The following is a 15,966-nucleotide window of genomic DNA, read 5'->3' on the forward strand; positions in this document are numbered from 1 at the left end:
ATGACGGTGGTCGTCGACAGAGGGCGGACGTCGATGTTCCAGTAGCTCGCGGGCGGTGCCTTCAGGACGTACACGAGGGCGGCGCGGATCACGGAAGCCTCGGCGACGGCGACGATGAACGCCAGGGACTCGCCCCGGCGCGGTGTGGCGCGCGGGTCGGCGTGCCGGGCGTCCGCACGGCTACGCGCGCGTGGGCTGAGCCGCCGCCCCCTCGAAACGGAGGTTCCAGCGGGGCGCGCGGCCCATGACGGTGGTCGTCGACAGAGGGCGGACGTCGATGTTCCAGTAGCTCGCGGGCGGTGCCTTCAGGACGTACACGAGGGCGGCGCGGATCACGGAGGGCTCGGCGACGGCGACGATACGGCCGCCGTCGTCGGCGGGGCGGGTCTCCAGCCAGCCGCCGACCCGGGAGATGAACGCCAGCAGGGACTCGCCCCCGTGCGGCGTGGAGCGCGGGTCGGCGAGCCAGGCGTCCACCGCCTGCGGCTCGCGGGCCATCGCCTCGCCGAGCGTGAACCCGCGCCAGCGGCCCATGTCGCAGTCCCGCAGGGCGAGCTGCACCAGGGGGTGGTAGCCCAGGGCGTCACCCGTGGCGCGACTGCGCGGGGTCGGCGAACAGTAGCGCAGGTCGGCCGCGGCCAGGGGCAGCAGCTCCCCCGCGGCGTACTGCACCTCGTCCCAGCCCGCCTGGTCCAGCGGGCGGTCGTCCTGAAAGCGCTCCGCGAGCCGCGGCGAGCTGCGCGCGGCGGCGACGAACGTGACCCGAAGTTGCATGCGGAGATGGTCTGCCGCACAAGTGCACAGGTCAAGGGGCGTTGCATGCCGGTTACCCGAGGTTTGCAAATCCTTACTGCGAGGTCAGGATCTGCCGGACAAGTCAGGAGAAAGCCGGGTCATTTCGCGTCACCGGATGTCTCGAAGTACAGCGCCATCCACTGGTCCGGCCGTTCGAGCGGGGCGAAGCCGAGCTTCTCGTAGACACCGTGCGCGTCGTGGGTCGCGAGCAGCACGCGCCGCAGCCCGTACGACCGCAGGTGTTCGCGGATCCCCCCGACCAGTGCCGTGCCGATGCCCTTCCCGCGCACCGACGGGTCGACATAGACATCGGCCAGCCAGCCGAACAGCGCCCGGTCGGTCACCACGCGCGCGTACGCCACCTGCTCCCCCGAGGCCGTCTCGTACACCCCGAAGTTGAGCGACGCCGCCATCGCATGACCCTGCTTCTCCCGCGAGCGCCCGACCGCCCAGTACGCGTCGGTCGACAGCCAGCGGTGGACGCGGTCGACGTCGACGCGATCGGTGTCGGCGGAGAACTCATAGCCTTCGGGCAGGTCAGGTACATCGCTCATGCGGGGGATCCTCGCAACTCGACCGGTTCGGCGTCGAACGGATTCCACCGCGGGGCACGGGCGTTGTCAGTGGCGGGTGCCATGCTGCAGTCATGACCGAGACCACGACCGCCACCGATTACACCTGGCTCGACGAGCGATACGACGGGCTGATGGAGGCGTACTGCATCACGCTCGTCAAGGGGATCGCGCCCGAGCAGTTGCTCCGCGACCTGGGAGCCGAGCCGACCATGCGGGTCACCGGCGTCGAGGCGCTGTCCGAGCCGTCGTACGACGCCTGGGACGAGCGCGGGGACGACAGGCTGCTCGTCCCCGTGGCCGCCGTCGGCGACTGGTCGCTGATGGTGGAGTACAACGGCTATGTCGGCACCAGCGACGAGCTGATGCTCCCGGTCTCCCGGGGCGGCACGGTGGTGTCGCACTTCCGGAACATCAACGCGGTGGACCACTTCTACTGGTTCGAGGACGGCGACATACGCCTGCACTTCGAGCCGCTCTTCGCCTTCCATCGCGACGGCAGTCACCCGGACGAACTCCTCACCGGCATGCGAGAGTCCGGCTTCGATCTGAGCAAGGACGACGAGCGCGACTTCGATCTGCACACGGAGGCCGCCTTCGCGTTGGCGCACCGGATCACGGGTGTGCGCCTGACGCCGGAGCTGTTCGAGTCGCTGGAATTCGTCTGCGGGCTGGTTCCGATGTCCTAGCGCAGCACCTCGTCGCACGCCGCCCGCAAGCGCCGTACTCCCTCGGTGATCTCGCCCGTCCCCGCGACCGCCGCGAAGCTCAGCCGGATGTGGGCGGCGGGGGGTTCGGCGCTGAAGTACGGGCGGCCGGGGGTGATCGCGACGCCTGCGCGCAGGGCGGCGGCGGTCAGGGCGGGCTCCTCGGTGCCGTCGGGGAGGCGGAGCCAGAGGTGGTAGCCGCCGGACGGGATGTGTGGCAGGGCGAGTTCGGGGAGGTGGAGGCGGAGCGCGGTGGTCAGGGCGTCGCGTCGGGTCTTGAGCTCGGCGGAGACGGTGCGTAGGTGTCGTGGCCAGGCGGGTGAGCCGACCAGTTCGAGCGCGGCCTCCTGGAGGGGCCGGGGGACGAAGAAGGTGTCGACGACCTGGATGGCCCGGAGCCGTTCCAGCACGGGGCCGCGGGCGGCCAGGGCGCTGACCCGGAAGCTGGGCGAGGTCGCCTTGGTCAGCGAGCCGACGTGGACGACGACACCGTCCGTGTCGTCGGCGGCCAGCGGACGCGGCAGCGGGCCCGCGTCCGCGTGCACCAGCCGTCGTACGAAGTCGTCCTCGATCACGAAGGCGCCCGCGGCACGGGCGATGCGCAGCACCTCGGCGCGCCGGGCGGGGGCAAGCACGGCGCCGGTCGGGTTCTGGAACAGGGGCTGGCAGACGAACACCCGCGCGCCGGTGGCCCGGAACGCGTCGGCGAGCAGTTCCGGCTTCACGCCGTCGGGATCCACCGGCACGGGCACGGGGCGCAGGCCGGCCGCTCGGGCGATCGCCAGCATGCCCGGGTAGGTGGGTGACTCGACGAGCACCGGGGCGCCGGGCGGGGCGAGCGCACGCAGGGCGGTGGCCAGCGCGGACTGGCCGCCCGCGGCGATCAGCACCTCGGCCGCGCCGACCGCGCCGCCGATGCTCCGCGCGAACCACTCCCGCAGCTCGGGCAGCCCCTCCAACGGCGGCCGCCCCCAGGCACCGGGGCGCCGCCCGGCGCGGGCCAGGGCCGCGGCCATCGCCCGCTCGGGCTGCAGCGAGGAATGCAGATAACCGCCGCTGAGCTCCAGTACTCCGGGCGGCGGGGCGGCCAGCGAGACCGTCACCCCGGAGGCATCCACGGTGCGCGGTACGAGGTCGGCGGCGCCGTCGGCGCTGAGCGCGACCTCCTGCCAGGAGGTGTCCCCCGTGGGCGCGGCCGCGGTGTGCGGGCGGGCGCGGAACGCGCCGGCCCCGGGGCGAGTGACCACCAGGCCCTCGGCGGCCAGCTGGGCCAGGGCGCGCGAGACGGTCACCGGGCTCACCCGGAAACGCTCGACGAGCGCCCGACTCGATGGGAGCTTTCCGCCGGGTGAGTAGCGGTCGAGTTCCTGTCGCAGCTGGTTGGCCAGTTCACCGACACTGCTACTCTCTTGCATGAGAGCACAGAGTAGCGCTACTGCGCCGACGCCGGTAGCGGTCACCGTCCACCGGGAACGCCCCGGTCTGGGCACCGTCCAGGCGGCCCTCGGCGTCACCGCCTTCTCCCTCACCTTTCCCGCCACCGCATGGGGTCTGGAGAGCTTCGGCCCCTGGTCGCTGGTGTCGGTGCGCAGTGTTCTCGCGGCGGTGATCGCGGGCTCCTGTCTGCTGGCCCTGCGTGTCCCGCTGCCCGACCGCCGGCACTGGGCGGGGCTGGCGGTGGTGGCGGCCGGAGTGGTGTTCGGCTTCCCGCTGCTGACCACGCTCGCCCTGGAGACCTCCACCACGTCGCACGCGGCCGTCGTCGTGGGCCTGCTGCCGCTCACCACGGCGCTCTGCTCCGCCCTGCGCATGGGCACCCGGCCCTCCCGCACCTTCTGGACGGCGGCCCTCGCGGGCGCGGCCGCCGTCCTCGCCTTCACCGTCCAGCAGAGCGGCGGCACGCTGACGGCCGCCGACGGCTACTTGTTCGCGGCGCTGCTGGTGTGCGCGGCGGGCTACACCGAGGGCGGGCGGCTGGCCCGGGTCATGCCGGGCTGGCAGGTCATCGGCTGGGCGCTGGTGCTGTGTCTGCCGCTCTCCGCCGGCGCGGCCGCGCTCGCGCTGTCGTACGAGCCGGTGCGGCTGACCGCGCACGGCGTGGCCGGACTGCTGTGGGTCGCCGTGGGCTCACAGTTCCTCGGTCTCGTCGTCTGGTACCGGGGCATGGCGGCCATCGGCATTCCGAAGGCCAGCCAGTTGCAGTTGGCCCAGCCGCTGCTCACACTGGTGTGGTCGGTGCTGCTGCTGGGCGAGCACCTCACGGCGGCAGCTCCGCTGACCGCCGCCGCAGTGCTCGTGTGCATCGCCGTCACTCAACGATCGCGTTCGTGAGGAGGCCCACAGATGCGCGCAACCGTGGGCGACCATCTTGTCCAGCACGGCAGGGTGGTCGGCCAACACGACCAGGTCAGCGAAGTCGTCGAAGTGCTGGGCACGGAGGGCAACCCGCCCTACCGCGTCCGCTTCCCGGACGGACACGAGGCCGTCATGTCCCCCGGCCCCGACTGCGAGGTCCGTCACCAGCAACAGGAACACCGGGCACAGTAGCTCAGCGCGGCGGGCTCGCCGACTGCCGATAGTGGTCGGCGATCACCCGCGCCATCGCGCCGGCCCGGTCCTTCGCGACGTCCTTGGCGGCGAAGAAGACGTGCCCGCGCACCTCGGGGTGACGGGCCGCGAGGGTGAGGTGCCGGGACAGCTCGGCCGGGTCCTGCCAGGCCGAGGGCTGGCCCTCGGTACCCGCCTTGTACAGGGCCTCACCGATGTAGAGCCTGGTCCTGGTGCCTTTGGCCACCTGTGCCCACCAGCGCACCAGTTCGGCGTAGTCGGCGGCGGCGAAGCCGATGTGCCAGTACACCTGGGGGACGACGTAGTCGATCCAGCTCTCGCGGACCCATCTGCGGGTGTCCGCGTACATGTCGTCGTACGTCTGCACACCCGCCCGGGTACCGGAGCCCCGTGAGTCGGACGTGGTGTTGCGCCACACCCCGAACGGGCTGATCCCGAACCGGGTGCCGAGCCGGATCTTCTCGACCCTGGCGGCAATCTCCCGCACCAGCTTGTTGATGTTGTCGCGGCGCCATGCGGCCCGGTTGGCGAACTCGCCGCCGTAGGTGTCGTACGCGGCGTCGTCGTCGAAGCTCTGGCCGGCCACCGGGTACGGGTAGAAGTAGTCGTCGAAGTGGACGGCGTCGACCGGATACTTCGCCACGGCGTCGAGCATGGCGTCCTGGACGAAGGCACGGACCTCGGGCAGGCCCGGGTTGTAGTAGAGCCTGCCGCCGTACGGCACCACCCAGTGGGGGTGCTTGCGGGCCGGGTGGGACGCGACGAGTTTCGTGGGGTCGTCGTGGTTGGCGATCCGGTACGGGTTGAACCAGGCGTGCAGCTGGAGGCCCCGGGCATGGGCCTCCGTCACGGCGGTGCCCAGCGGGTCCCAGCCCGGCGACCTGCCCTGGGTACCGGTGAGGACGCGGGACCACGGCTCGTACGGCGAGGGCCACAGCGCGTCCGCCGTGGGCCGCACCTGGAGCAGCACCGTGTTCAGCCAGTCGCGGGCCGCCCTGTCGAGGTGGGCGATCAGCTCGCTGCGCTGCTCGGCCGCGGACAGGCCCTTGCGCGAGGGCCAGTCGCGGTTGTCGACGGTCGCGAGCCACACGCCCCGCATCTCGGTGACCGCCCGGGGACCCCGCGGTGCCGCCGTAGATCCCTGTGCCGTCGCGACGGTGGACAGCGCCCCCAGAGTGAACGCCCGGCGGGACACTCGCACCATCCGCACACCCCCATACGCTCCGGATCCGCTCCGTCACGGATCGTCTCGCGCCCAAGGATGCCCCCACCCGGACGATCGATCATCGATACTTGGGGGTAACGTGCACGATCGGAGCAGGCGCCGAACCCGGAGGTCCTGCCGGAGCAGCCGTAGATCAGCGAAGGGGACGATGTGAGCGACATCGAGCGCGTCGGAGTCGTGGGCTGCGGCCAGATGGGAGCGGGCATCGCCGAGGTGTGCGCCCGCGCCGGACTGGACGTGAAGGTCGCCGAGACCACCGGCGAGGCCCTGGAGATCGGCCGTACCCGGCTGTTCAACTCCCTGGGCAAGGCCGCCGAGCGCGGCAAGATCAGTGAGGAGGAGCGGGACGCGACGCTGGCGCGGCTGAGCTTCACCACCGACCTCGGCGAGTTCGCGGACCGCGACCTCGTGATCGAGGCCGTCGTCGAGAACGAGCAGGTGAAGACGGAGATCTTCCAGGTGCTCGACCAGGTGGTGACCCGGCCGGACGCGATCCTGGCCTCCAACACCTCCTCCATCCCGCTGGTGAAGCTGGCGGTCGCCACCTCGCGCCCGGACCACGTCGTCGGCATCCACTTCTTCAACCCGGCCCCGGTGCAGCAGCTCGTCGAGCTGATCCCGGCGCTCACCACCTCCGAGGGGACGCTCGGCCGGGCGCAGCTCTTCGCCGAGAAGGTGCTCGGCAAGCACGCGATCCGTGCCCAGGACCGCTCGGGCTTCGTGGTGAACGCGCTGCTGGTGCCGTATCTGCTGTCCGCCATCCGCATGTTCGAGTCAGGCATCGCGGGCCGCGAGGACATCGACAACGGCATGGAGATGGGCTGCGCCCACCCGATGGGTCCGCTGAAGCTGTCCGACCTGATCGGCCTGGACACGATCGTCTCGATCGCCAATTCGATGTACGAGGAGTACAAGGAGCCGCTGTACGCCGCTCCCCCGCTGCTCCAGCGCATGGTCGAGGCGGGCCGGCTGGGCCGGAAGACCGGCTCGGGCTTCTACACCTACGGCTGATTACGCAAGGTAGTCCACCGGCTCACACGGGCCCGGCACCGGTTGACGGTGCCGGGCCCGCTTCTTTCACACACCGTGTGCGCGCCGGGCACGCATATGCCCGTCGCACACGCTCCCCACGCGTCCACCAGGCGAGTTGACTCTCATGCGCATGCAAGGGACGAGAGACAACTACGGAAAGGAGCGGACCCGTGGCCGCCGATCCCGAGCATCCCGTGGTCCATGGAGAACTCGCAGAGTTACGTCGTCGCCTCGATGTGGCCTACGCCCGTGTCGAGGGCGGGCTGGCGCTGCTCACTCATCGCACGAAGGAGACCGCCAAGGAGTTGGAGGAGCTGAACACCCGCATGGTCTCGCTCGAACACGCACGCTGGCCACTGCCCTCGGTCGCCGCGCTCACGGCATTGGGAGCGCTCGTCGTGACGATCTGGCAGGCGCTGGCCCACTAGACATCGGCGAGCCTGAGGTGGTGCAGCAGGAGTAACGCGGCCGCCATGTTGGCGGCCGGGACCTCCCCACGGGCGATCATGTCCGGGACGAGTTTGAGGGGTACCCACTCCCGGCGGTCCGACTCGAAATCGTCTACGGGATGTCCTACGTACTCGCCCTCGTCGGCCCAGTAGATATGGTGCCTGGCGTCGGTGAGGCCGTTGGACGGCTCCACGCTCATGAGGTGGTGCAGGGGCCCCGGCCGCCAGCCGGTCTCCTCCTCCAGTTCCCTGGCGGCCGCACGCGCGATGTCCTCACCGTCCTCCACGACGCCCGCGGCCAGTTCCCACCCCCAGCTGTCCGTGATGAAGCGGTGGCGCCACAGGAGGAGGACCTCGTTGGCCTCGTTCACCACCGTGGCCACGGCAACGGGCCGCAGCCGTATCAGGAAGTGGTCGAGGTGCCGGCCGTCCGGCAGCTCGACATCCGCGAGATTGACGCTGAACCAGCGGTTTGCGTACACAGTTTGTTCGTTCTGTTTCGTCCACTGCACGGTTCTGCCACCTTCCGCCGAGTAAGTGGCAATATCGCAGCAGGGACCCCTCCGGCCTACCGTGCGCCTACAGCGGTACGCGCAGTGCCCCGTCGATGAGTTCGGCGGCTTCAGCGGTTCCGGCACAGCCGCTGCGCACCAGGTGTTCGCGTACCGCACGGAGTCTGTCGCGCAGTCGCTGGGACTCCATTCCGCGGGCCTGTTCGGCCATCTGCACCGCCGTGACCACCGCTTTGTCGGCATTGCCCTGGCGGAGTTCGATCGTGCTGAGCATGGCGAGCCGGTGCACCCGGCCCCGGTCGTGGGCGGGATTGTCGACGGCGGCCGCCGCATGTTCGCGGGCCGCCGCGAGTTCGCCGAGGCTGAGCAGCGCCTCGGCCACCTGGACGTTGACCAGGCCCGGCTGGACATAGCCGGTCTCGTCGGGTTCGTGTCCGCGCCGGATGCGTTCGGCGGCCGTCTCGGCACGCCGGATGCAGGACAGCGCGCTCGTGCCGTCGCCGAGGTGGGCGTACGCCTTGGCCTGCATCGCGTACAGGTCCGAGGCGAGAGCGGGGGTGATGTGCTTGCCGGCGGCGCGCAGCGCGGCCTCCGCGAAGGCGACCGCCTGGCGGTACTCCCTCATGAACAGTGCCTGGTTGACGAGCAGCGCGATGACATACGCCCCGAGTCCCCGGTCCCCGCTGGCCTTCGCCAGGCGCAGGGCCTGGTGGAAGTAGCGCTGGGCCAGGCCGTGCGCGTCGGAGTCGTAGGCGCAGATACCCGCGATCGCCACCAACCCGCCCGTGGCACGGTGCAGTTGACGGCCCGTGGCGTCGGTGTAGCTGCCACGCAGCAGCGGGGCCGCCTCGGCGTTGAGGAAGCCGACTATGCGAGTGCGCGTCGCTATGCCGCCCGCCTTGCGGTACATCTGCTCGTAGTGGGCGCGGGCGGCGCGCAGCATCGCGATGTCGGACGGGGTGACCCGGTGCCGGCCGCCGCGGGAGACGTCCACGTCCTCGGGCGGGTTCTCCCACTCCCACACCGGCATCACGGCCGGGGTGCCGGTGACGGCGGGCGCGCCCAGTATGTGCGGGCGTTGCTGCTCGTCGGAGCGCCACAGGGCGGTGGCGCGCTCCACGAAGCCGGACAGCGAGGTGCCGTTCGGCGTCGAGGGCTCGCCCGGCACGCCCAGACCGATGTCGTCGAGGGTCACGGGCCGGTGCAGCCGGACGGCCAGCACCTCGCAGATCAGGTCGGGCACCTGGCCGCGCGGCCGCTGTCCCTTCAACCACCGTGCCACGGCGGTGTGTTCGTAGCGAAGCGCGAGACCCCGCGTCCGGCCCGCCTGGTTGACGTGGGCGGCGAGACCGGCGTGCGAGATCCCCGCCTCGTCCAGGATCGCGTCGAGCAGAGTGTTGGGCTGCATGGATGCCCCCCGGGTGGCCTGGTGCCGTCAGACTAGTGCGGTTCCGTTCACACGGGGTGTGAACCGAGTGCGCGCATCCGGGCTGTGCGCGCACTGTTGCGGAGAGTTTCCAGTCGGTTGACTGAAATGCCTCGCAAGAGGTCGGCCGGGCCGCCGGCTCCCCCTCGCACAGTGCGGTGGCCTGGCCGTTGGCTTTGGCGGGCGACCGAGGGGCGGGGCGTCAGAGGTGCGTTGTCGACTGCGGGTCGAGTGGGGCTGGTCGCGCCCCCGCGGCGGAGTCGCATGTGTCACTGCCCCGCGCCCCTGAGGTACGCCGTTGCCGGCGATCGTTGCGGAGTACCAGTACGGCGATGTCGTCCGTAGGCCTGCCGCCGGTGTGGCGGAGCAGGGCGGTGAAGACCGTGCGGAGGATCGTCTGGGGTGAGTCCTGGCGGGCGCGGGTCGCCTCCGTCAGGACTGTCGGCAGGGAGAAGAACCTGCCGTGTGCGTCTCTCGCGTCCTCCGCTCCGTCCGTGTAGAGGACCAGGGACTCGCCGGGGAGCAGGTGGCCGCAGTGTACGGGGTCCAGGTCGGGTGGCAGGGGGAACGGGCCCAGGGGTGGCAGGGGTTCGGTGTGGGCGAGTGGGTCGACTCCGTGGGCGCTGAGCAGATACGGCCAGGGGTGTCCGCAGTTGAGTGCGCGGAGTTCTCCGTCCCGGCGGATCCCCAGCAGGAGCACGGTGACGAACTCCTCGGCCGGCGGAGTGTCGGGCTCCTGGCCGGTGGAAGGGTGTTCCGCGCGGGAGCGCTCGCGCAGATGACGGGCGAACGCGCGCTCCATGCGTCGTAGCACACCGCTGAGTTCGGGCTCGTCGTGCGCGGCCTCCCGGAAGCTGCCGAGGAGGGCGGCCGCCGTGCCGATGGCGGGCAGTCCATGGCCGCGTACGTCACCCATCACGACCCGTACGCCGTGTTCGGTGGCGATCGCCTCGTACAGATCACCGCCGATGACCGCGCCGCGGTCGGCGGACAACTGGGCGGCGGCCACACCCAGGCCGTCGAGACGCGGGGGCAGCGGCCGCAGCAGCACGCTCTGCGCGGCGCCCGCGACCTTGCGGACCTGCGTCAGCTCGCGCAGCAGCGCCCGGCGGACATGGAATATCAGCCCGGTGCCGACCGCGAAGAACACGGCGCTGGTGACGATCCGCGCGCCGAGCCCCTCCTGCCGGGCGAGCGGGCAGCCGAACTTGTACGAGATCGCCACGGCGCCCCACACCGTGGGCAGCCCCAGGGCGAACACCCGGCGCAGCGACCGGCGCTCGGGTTTGCGTACGGCAGGGCGGTCGTCCGCGGAGTCCTGGTGGTGGACGCTTCTCCTGCGCAAGGTGCGGCAGGAGTGGCGGGCCCGGGTCCGGACCCACGCCGGCAGCGCCCTGCGGGCTGCCCCCCGTGAGTGTGTGTGGGGCCGCCTCCTGCGGGAAACCCCAGCCTTGATGCGGATCATGCCGATGGCCCCCCATATAGGCCCTGACAGAGCAGACGGACCGACCCCGAAAGGCCGGTCCGATTCTTGCGACGTCATGACCCGAAACGGCCGGATCGCCCCGGCTTCTCACCCGAATGAGTGAGCAATCTCCGGACGCCTGCATTTATGCAGGTGGGAGAGGGTGCGCCCCTTGGGGGCGCGGGGAACTGCGCGACCAGCCACGGCCGACCCGCAGCCGACGGACAACCGCAGTTCCCCGCACCGACCTAGCTGCGCAACGCCGCCCCGGTCCGCTCAGCGGCCAGCGCGACGGCCGCGTCACGGGCCGTGGAGGCCTCGTCCACGGTCAGCGTGCGGTCGGCGGCGCGGAAGCGCAGCGCGTAGGCGAGCGACTTCTTGTCCTCGCCCAGCTGCTCGGCGCTCTCGTACACGTCGAACAGCCGGATGGCCTCCAGCAGTTCACCGGCGCCCTCGCGCAGCGCGGACTCGACGTCCGTGTGCGGGACCGACTTGTCGACGACCAGGGCGACGTCCTGCGTGGCGACCGGGAACGTGGAGATGCTCGGCGCCTGCGGGGCGCCGTCGCCGGCCTGCTCCAGCGCGTCCAGGTCCAGCTCCATCGCGCTGGTGCGGTCGGGCAGGCCGAGGGCCTTGAGGACGCGCGGGTGCAGCTCACCCGCGTGGCCCACGACCCGCTCGGTGCCCTCGGTGACGACCACGAGCTCGGCGGTGCGGCCCGGGTGCCACGGCCCGTACTGGCCCTTGCGGACGACCAGCTCGGCACCGGCCTCACGGGCGACCGTACGGGCGGCCTCGACCGCGTCGGCCCAGTCGGCCGGGCGGCCCTTGCCCCACCAGCCGGCCTGCTCGCGGGCGCCCGCGAGGACGACGGCGACATGGCGCGGCTGCTCGGGCAGCGCGGCATTCAGCTCGGCGAGCTCCTCGTCGGTCGGACGGCGGTCCACGGGCAGGTTCGCGGCGGCCTTCTGCTCCGCGGCCGGGTGGAAGACCAGGCCGGTCTCGAACAGCGCCAGGTCGTGCGTACCGCGGCCGTCGTTGCGGCGCAGCGCGCCGAGCAGGCCCGGCAGCAGCGACGTACGGAGCGCGGGCTCCTCGTCGTTGAGCGGGTTGGTCAGCTTCACGACACGGCGGGCCGGGTCGTCGGCGTCCAGGCCCAGCTGGTCGAAGACCTGCTCGGCGATGAACGGGTAGTTCGGCGCCTCGACATAGCCCGCGCCCGCCAGGGCCCGGCCGACGCGGCGGTGCAGCCGCTGCCGGTGGGTCAGACCGCGGCCCGAGGGGAGCTTGGGCAGCGTCGAGGGCAGGTTCTCGTAGCCCTCCAGCCGGATGACCTCCTCCGCCAGATCGTTCGGCTCGGTGAGGTCGGGCCGCCAGGACGGGACGGTGACGGTCAGCTCGTCCTGCCCGTACACGTCGCAGCCGATCTCCTGGAGCCGCCGTACGACGCTCTCGCGGCCGTACTCGACACCCGCCACCTTGTCCGGGTGGTCGGCCGGGGTGGTGATGGTGCGCGGCGCCTTGGGGGCGCTCACCTCGGTGACACCCGCGTCCGCCGTACCGCCCGCGAGCAGCACCAGCAGGTCGACCGTGCGCTGGGCCGCCGCGGCGGCGGCCTGCGGGTCGACGCCGCGCTCGAAGCGCCGGGACGCCTCGGAGGACAGCTTGTGGCGACGGGCCGTGCGGGCGATGGAGATCTGGTCGAAGTGGGCGGCCTCGATCACGACCTCGGTGGTCGCATTCTCCAGGTCCTCGTGATCGGCGATCTCGGTGTTGGCGCCGCCCATGACACCGGCCAGGCCGATCGGGCCGCGCTCGTCGGTGATCACCAGGTCCTCGGCGTGCAGCTTGCGCTCGACGCCGTCGAGGGTGACGAGCTTCTCGCCCTCCGCCGCGCGGCGCACACCGATGGTGCCCTGAACCAGGTTGCGGTCGTAGGCGTGCAGGGGCTGGCCGAGCTCCATCATCACGTAGTTGGTGATGTCGACGGCGAGCGAGATCGGACGCATGCCGACCTTCTGCAGGCGGCGCTGCAGCCAGATCGGGGAGCGCGCCTCCGGGTCCAGGCCGGTGACGGTGCGGGCGGTGAAGCGGTCGCAGCCGGTGGGGTCGGAGACCTGGACCGGGTAGCCGAAGGCGTTCGGGGCGGGCACGTCGATGAGCGCCGGGTCACGCAGCGGCCGGCCGTAGGCGATGGCGGCCTCACGGGCGACGCCGCGGATCGACAGGCAGTCGCCGCGGTTGGCGGTGACGGCGATGTCGAGGACCTCGTCGACCAGCTCCAGGAGCTCGATGGCGTCCTTGCCGACCTCGGTCTCCGGCGGCAGCACGATGATGCCGTGGGTGCCGTCGTCGCCCATGCCCAGCTCGCTGGTGGAGCAGATCATGCCGTGGGACGTCTTGCCGTACGTCTTGCGCGCGGAGATCGCGAAGCCGCCGGGCAGCACGGCGCCGGGAAGCACCACGACGACCTTGTCGCCGACCTGGAAGTTGCGGGCGCCGCAGATGAGCTCCTGGGGCTCGCCGGTGCCGTTGGCCTGGCCGACGTCGACGGTGCAGAAGCGGATCGGCTTCTTGAACTCCGTCAGCTCCTCGATGGTGAGCACCTGGCCCACGACCAGCGGACCCTTGAGGTCGGCACCCAGGTGCTCGACGGTCTCTACCTCAAGGCCTGCGGAAATGAGCTTGGCCTGGACGTCGCGCCCGGTCTCCGTCGCCGGCAGGTCGACGTACTCCCGCAGCCAAGAAAGCGGGACCCGCATCAGATCTCCATCCCGAACGGCCGGGTGAACCGGACGTCACCCTCGACCATGTCTCGCATGTCTTCGACGTTGTGGCGGAACATCAGCATCCGCTCGATGCCGAACCCGAAGGCGAATCCGCTGTACTTCTCCGGGTCGACGCCGCAGGCGGTCAGCACCTTCGGGTTGACCATGCCGCAGCCGCCCAGCTCGATCCAGCCCTCGCTGGAGCAGGTGCGGCAGGGGCGGTCGGGGTTGCCGACGGACTCGCCCTTGCAGACGTAGCAGAGCATGTCCATCTCGGCGCTCGGCTCGGTGAAGGGGAAGAAGTTCGGACGCAGCCGCGTCTTCATGCCCTCGCCGAACAGGGACTGGACCATGTGGTCCAGGGTGCCCTTGAGGTCGGCCATGGTCAGGCCCTCGTCCACGGCGAGCAGCTCGACCTGGTGGAAGACGGGCGTGTGCGTGGCGTCCAGCTCGTCGGTGCGGTAGACGCGGCCGGGGCAGATCACGTACACCGGCACCTCACGATCGAGCAGCGAGCGGATCTGCACGGGCGAGGTGTGGGTGCGCAGGACGACGCCGGACTCGGTGCCGCCGCCTTGGCCCTGCACGAAGAACGTGTCGGCCTCGCCGCGGGCCGGGTGGTCCGGGCCGATGTTGAGCGCGTCGAAGTTGAACCACTCGGCCTCGACCTGCGGGCCCTCGGCGACCTCGTAGCCCATGGCCACGAAGATGTCCTCGATGCGCTCGGAGAGCGTGGTCAGCGGGTGGCGGGCGCCGGCCGGTACGCGGTCGTACGGCAGCGTGACGTCCACCGCCTCCTCGACCAGCACGCGGGCGTCGCGCTCTGCCTCCAGCTCGGCCTGGCGGGCGGCCAGGCCCTTGTTCACGGCTCCGCGTGCCTGGCCGACCAGCTTGCCGGCGGCAGCCTTGGCATGCGGGGGCAGGGCGCCGATCTCGCGGTTGGCGAGGGCCAGCGGGGAGGTGCCGCCGCTGTGGGCGACCTTGGCCTCCTGGAGCGCGTCGAGGGAGTCCGCGGCGGCGAAGGCGGCGAGCGCCTCGTCCCGCATGCGCTCGATCTCTTCCGGTTTCAACGCCTCGACCTCGACAGGGTCGTACGACTTATTCGGTGCCGACATCTCTTCCCGTGCTTCCGATTGGCTGGCGGATGGTCCCCGTGACCGCTTCAGGGCCGTATGCAGGACACAAAGGTGCCAAAGGCCGAGTCTAACGGGGTGGGGGTGGACGAATGCGCCCGTGGGCCGTCAGGCGAGATACGCCGGTGCGCCCACGGGCAACGTAAATCGGAATTCCGCGCCGCCGCCGGGGGCGCGGCCGACCGTGATGGTGCCGCCGTGGGCCTCGACGATGCCCTTGACGATATACAGCCCGAGGCCCGTGCCACCGCGCTTGCTGCCCCGCCAGAAGCGGGTGAAGACGCGGTTCATGGATTCCTCCGGGATGCCGGGCCCCTCGTCGCTCACCGTGACCGACGTACCGACGTCCTCTCCCTCCCGGGGGGACGCCGACGGCGTGATCTCAATCGTGACCGTTCCCTCGCCGTGCCGCACGGCATTTTCCAGCAGGTTGCTGAGGACCTGGTCGACCTTGTCGGGGTCGGCCCACAGATCGGGCAGCGGCTGCTCGATGCGCAGCAGGAACCGGTCGGCGGTCTGTCCGGCCGCGACGTACGCCTGGATGTGCCGGCCGACGGCCGCGCCCATGTCCACGGGCTGGCGGCGCACCTCCAGCCGCCCGGAGTCGATGCGGGAGATGTCCAGGAGCTCGGCGATCAGCCGGGTGACCCGGTCGGCGTCCGCGTCGACGGTCTCCAGCATCAGCCGCTTCTGGTCGTCGGTGAAGCGTTCCCACTTGGCGAGCAGTGTGGCGGTGAAGCCCTTGACCGAGGTGAGCGGGGAGCGCAGCTCATGGGCGACGGTCGCGATCAGCTCGGCGTGGCTGCGCTCGGTGCGGCGCCGGGCCTCGGTGTCGCGCAGGGACACGACGACCCGGCGGACCGGCCCGGCGGGTTCGGTACGGACGTACCGTGCCGATACGAGCACTTCCCGCCCGCCGGGCAGCAGCAGGTTGCGCTCGGGCTGCCCGGCCCGAATGGCGAGCCCGCCGTACGGATCGGTGATCTGCCACCAGCGCCGTCCTTCCAGGTCCTCTAACGGCAGCGCCTTTTCCAGACGGTGGCCGAGGGCGTCGGCGGCGGAAACGGCGGTGATGCGGGCGGCGGCCGCGTTGAAGCAGATGACGTACCCGTGCTCGTCGGCGACGACGAGGCCGTCGGGCAGTTCGTCGGGGTCGATGCCGAGTCCGGCGAGATCACCGTGCCGGGGCGCGGGTACCCGGTGCACGTCCCGCCCTCCCGGCGCACTGCTCGTGCCGACGCTCATCCCCGCACTCCACCTCTCAGTCGGCATGGGGGGTCCCCGTGCTCACGCGCAGCCGACGCCTCGGGGGAA

The 15,966-nt window shown here is 71.3% G+C and carries 15 protein-coding genes; 5 read left to right on the forward strand and 10 right to left on the reverse strand.

The window, feature by feature from the left end:
* Positions 1-180 precede the first annotated feature (180 nt).
* Together ACZ4EG_RS21895 and ACZ4EG_RS21900 are read right to left on the reverse strand one after the other, a co-directional pair.
* On the reverse strand, positions 181-774 hold the full coding sequence (locus ACZ4EG_RS21895) for a histidine phosphatase family protein (protein ID WP_467791758.1): 594 nt from the start codon (positions 772-774) through the stop codon (positions 181-183).
* 119 nt (positions 775-893) lie between these two features.
* Positions 894-1,349 carry a GNAT family N-acetyltransferase gene (locus ACZ4EG_RS21900; protein WP_453549632.1) on the reverse strand — a complete coding sequence of 152 codons (456 nt, stop codon included), beginning with the start codon at positions 1,347-1,349 and terminating at the stop codon, positions 894-896.
* A gap of 92 nt (positions 1,350-1,441) precedes the next feature.
* Here ACZ4EG_RS21900 and ACZ4EG_RS21905 point away from each other — a divergent pair, with 92 nt between their 5' ends.
* On the forward strand, positions 1,442-2,056 hold the full coding sequence (locus ACZ4EG_RS21905) for a DUF6461 domain-containing protein (RefSeq protein WP_453549634.1): 615 nt from the start codon (positions 1,442-1,444) through the stop codon (positions 2,054-2,056).
* Here the strand turns inward: ACZ4EG_RS21905 and ACZ4EG_RS21910 are convergent.
* Complete coding sequence (locus tag ACZ4EG_RS21910; protein WP_467791759.1) at positions 2,053-3,489, reverse strand: aminotransferase-like domain-containing protein; 1,437 nt, start codon at positions 3,487-3,489, stop codon at positions 2,053-2,055. The genes ACZ4EG_RS21905 and ACZ4EG_RS21910 overlap by 4 nt on opposite strands.
* Between ACZ4EG_RS21910 and ACZ4EG_RS21915 the strand changes: the two genes are divergently transcribed.
* Both ACZ4EG_RS21915 and ACZ4EG_RS21920 read left to right on the forward strand, forming a co-directional pair.
* The gene (locus ACZ4EG_RS21915) at positions 3,488-4,405 is read left to right on the forward strand and encodes a DMT family transporter (RefSeq protein WP_467791760.1); all 918 of its coding nucleotides are present in this window, start codon (positions 3,488-3,490) and stop codon (positions 4,403-4,405) included. The genes ACZ4EG_RS21910 and ACZ4EG_RS21915 overlap by 2 nt on opposite strands.
* Positions 4,406-4,417: 12 nt before the next feature.
* Positions 4,418-4,621 carry a DUF1918 domain-containing protein gene (locus ACZ4EG_RS21920; RefSeq protein WP_363296739.1) on the forward strand — a complete coding sequence of 68 codons (204 nt, stop codon included), beginning with the start codon at positions 4,418-4,420 and terminating at the stop codon, positions 4,619-4,621.
* A gap of 1 nt (position 4,622) precedes the next feature.
* Here the strand turns inward: ACZ4EG_RS21920 and ACZ4EG_RS21925 are convergent, their stop codons facing one another.
* A complete protein-coding gene (locus ACZ4EG_RS21925) occupies positions 4,623-5,846 on the reverse strand; it encodes a glycoside hydrolase family 10-like protein (protein ID WP_467791761.1) in 1,224 nt (407 codons plus the stop codon).
* A gap of 171 nt (positions 5,847-6,017) precedes the next feature.
* On the opposite strand from ACZ4EG_RS21925, the gene ACZ4EG_RS21930 reads away from it, so the two are divergent.
* Together ACZ4EG_RS21930 and ACZ4EG_RS21935 are read left to right on the forward strand one after the other, a co-directional pair.
* A complete protein-coding gene (locus tag ACZ4EG_RS21930) occupies positions 6,018-6,878 on the forward strand; it encodes a 3-hydroxybutyryl-CoA dehydrogenase (protein ID WP_390710931.1) in 861 nt (286 codons plus the stop codon).
* A 191-nt stretch (positions 6,879-7,069) separates the two neighbouring features.
* Positions 7,070-7,327 carry a hypothetical protein gene (locus tag ACZ4EG_RS21935; RefSeq protein ID WP_363296736.1) on the forward strand — a complete coding sequence of 86 codons (258 nt, stop codon included), beginning with the start codon at positions 7,070-7,072 and terminating at the stop codon, positions 7,325-7,327.
* On the opposite strand, the gene ACZ4EG_RS21940 is transcribed toward ACZ4EG_RS21935, so the two are convergent.
* The 6 genes from ACZ4EG_RS21940 to ACZ4EG_RS21965 form a co-directional block, all read right to left on the reverse strand.
* Positions 7,324-7,860 (reverse strand): NUDIX hydrolase, encoded by a 537-nt coding sequence (locus ACZ4EG_RS21940; RefSeq protein ID WP_363296735.1) that lies wholly within the window; start codon positions 7,858-7,860, stop codon positions 7,324-7,326. The two genes, ACZ4EG_RS21935 and ACZ4EG_RS21940, sit on opposite strands and share 4 nt — an antisense overlap.
* 67 nt (positions 7,861-7,927) lie before the next feature.
* Positions 7,928-9,268 (reverse strand): transcriptional regulator, encoded by a 1,341-nt coding sequence (locus ACZ4EG_RS21945; RefSeq protein ID WP_363296734.1) that lies wholly within the window; start codon positions 9,266-9,268, stop codon positions 7,928-7,930.
* A gap of 220 nt (positions 9,269-9,488) precedes the next feature.
* Complete coding sequence (locus ACZ4EG_RS21950) at positions 9,489-10,631, reverse strand: PP2C family protein-serine/threonine phosphatase (protein WP_467791762.1); 1,143 nt, start codon at positions 10,629-10,631, stop codon at positions 9,489-9,491.
* A gap of 368 nt (positions 10,632-10,999) precedes the next feature.
* Positions 11,000-13,513 (reverse strand): phenylalanine--tRNA ligase subunit beta, encoded by a 2,514-nt coding sequence (gene pheT / locus ACZ4EG_RS21955; RefSeq protein WP_467791763.1) that lies wholly within the window; start codon positions 13,511-13,513, stop codon positions 11,000-11,002.
* Positions 13,513-14,634, reverse strand: a complete 1,122-nt coding sequence (gene pheS, locus ACZ4EG_RS21960; RefSeq protein WP_467791764.1) for a phenylalanine--tRNA ligase subunit alpha — start codon at positions 14,632-14,634, stop codon at positions 13,513-13,515. The genes pheT and pheS overlap by 1 nt, the downstream gene beginning before the upstream one ends.
* A 126-nt stretch (positions 14,635-14,760) precedes the next feature.
* The gene (locus tag ACZ4EG_RS21965; protein WP_453549671.1) at positions 14,761-15,897 is read right to left on the reverse strand and encodes a sensor histidine kinase; all 1,137 of its coding nucleotides are present in this window, start codon (positions 15,895-15,897) and stop codon (positions 14,761-14,763) included.
* Positions 15,898-15,966: the final 69 nt, after the last annotated feature.

This window comes from Streptomyces sp. NPDC025638 (genome assembly GCF_055558775.1).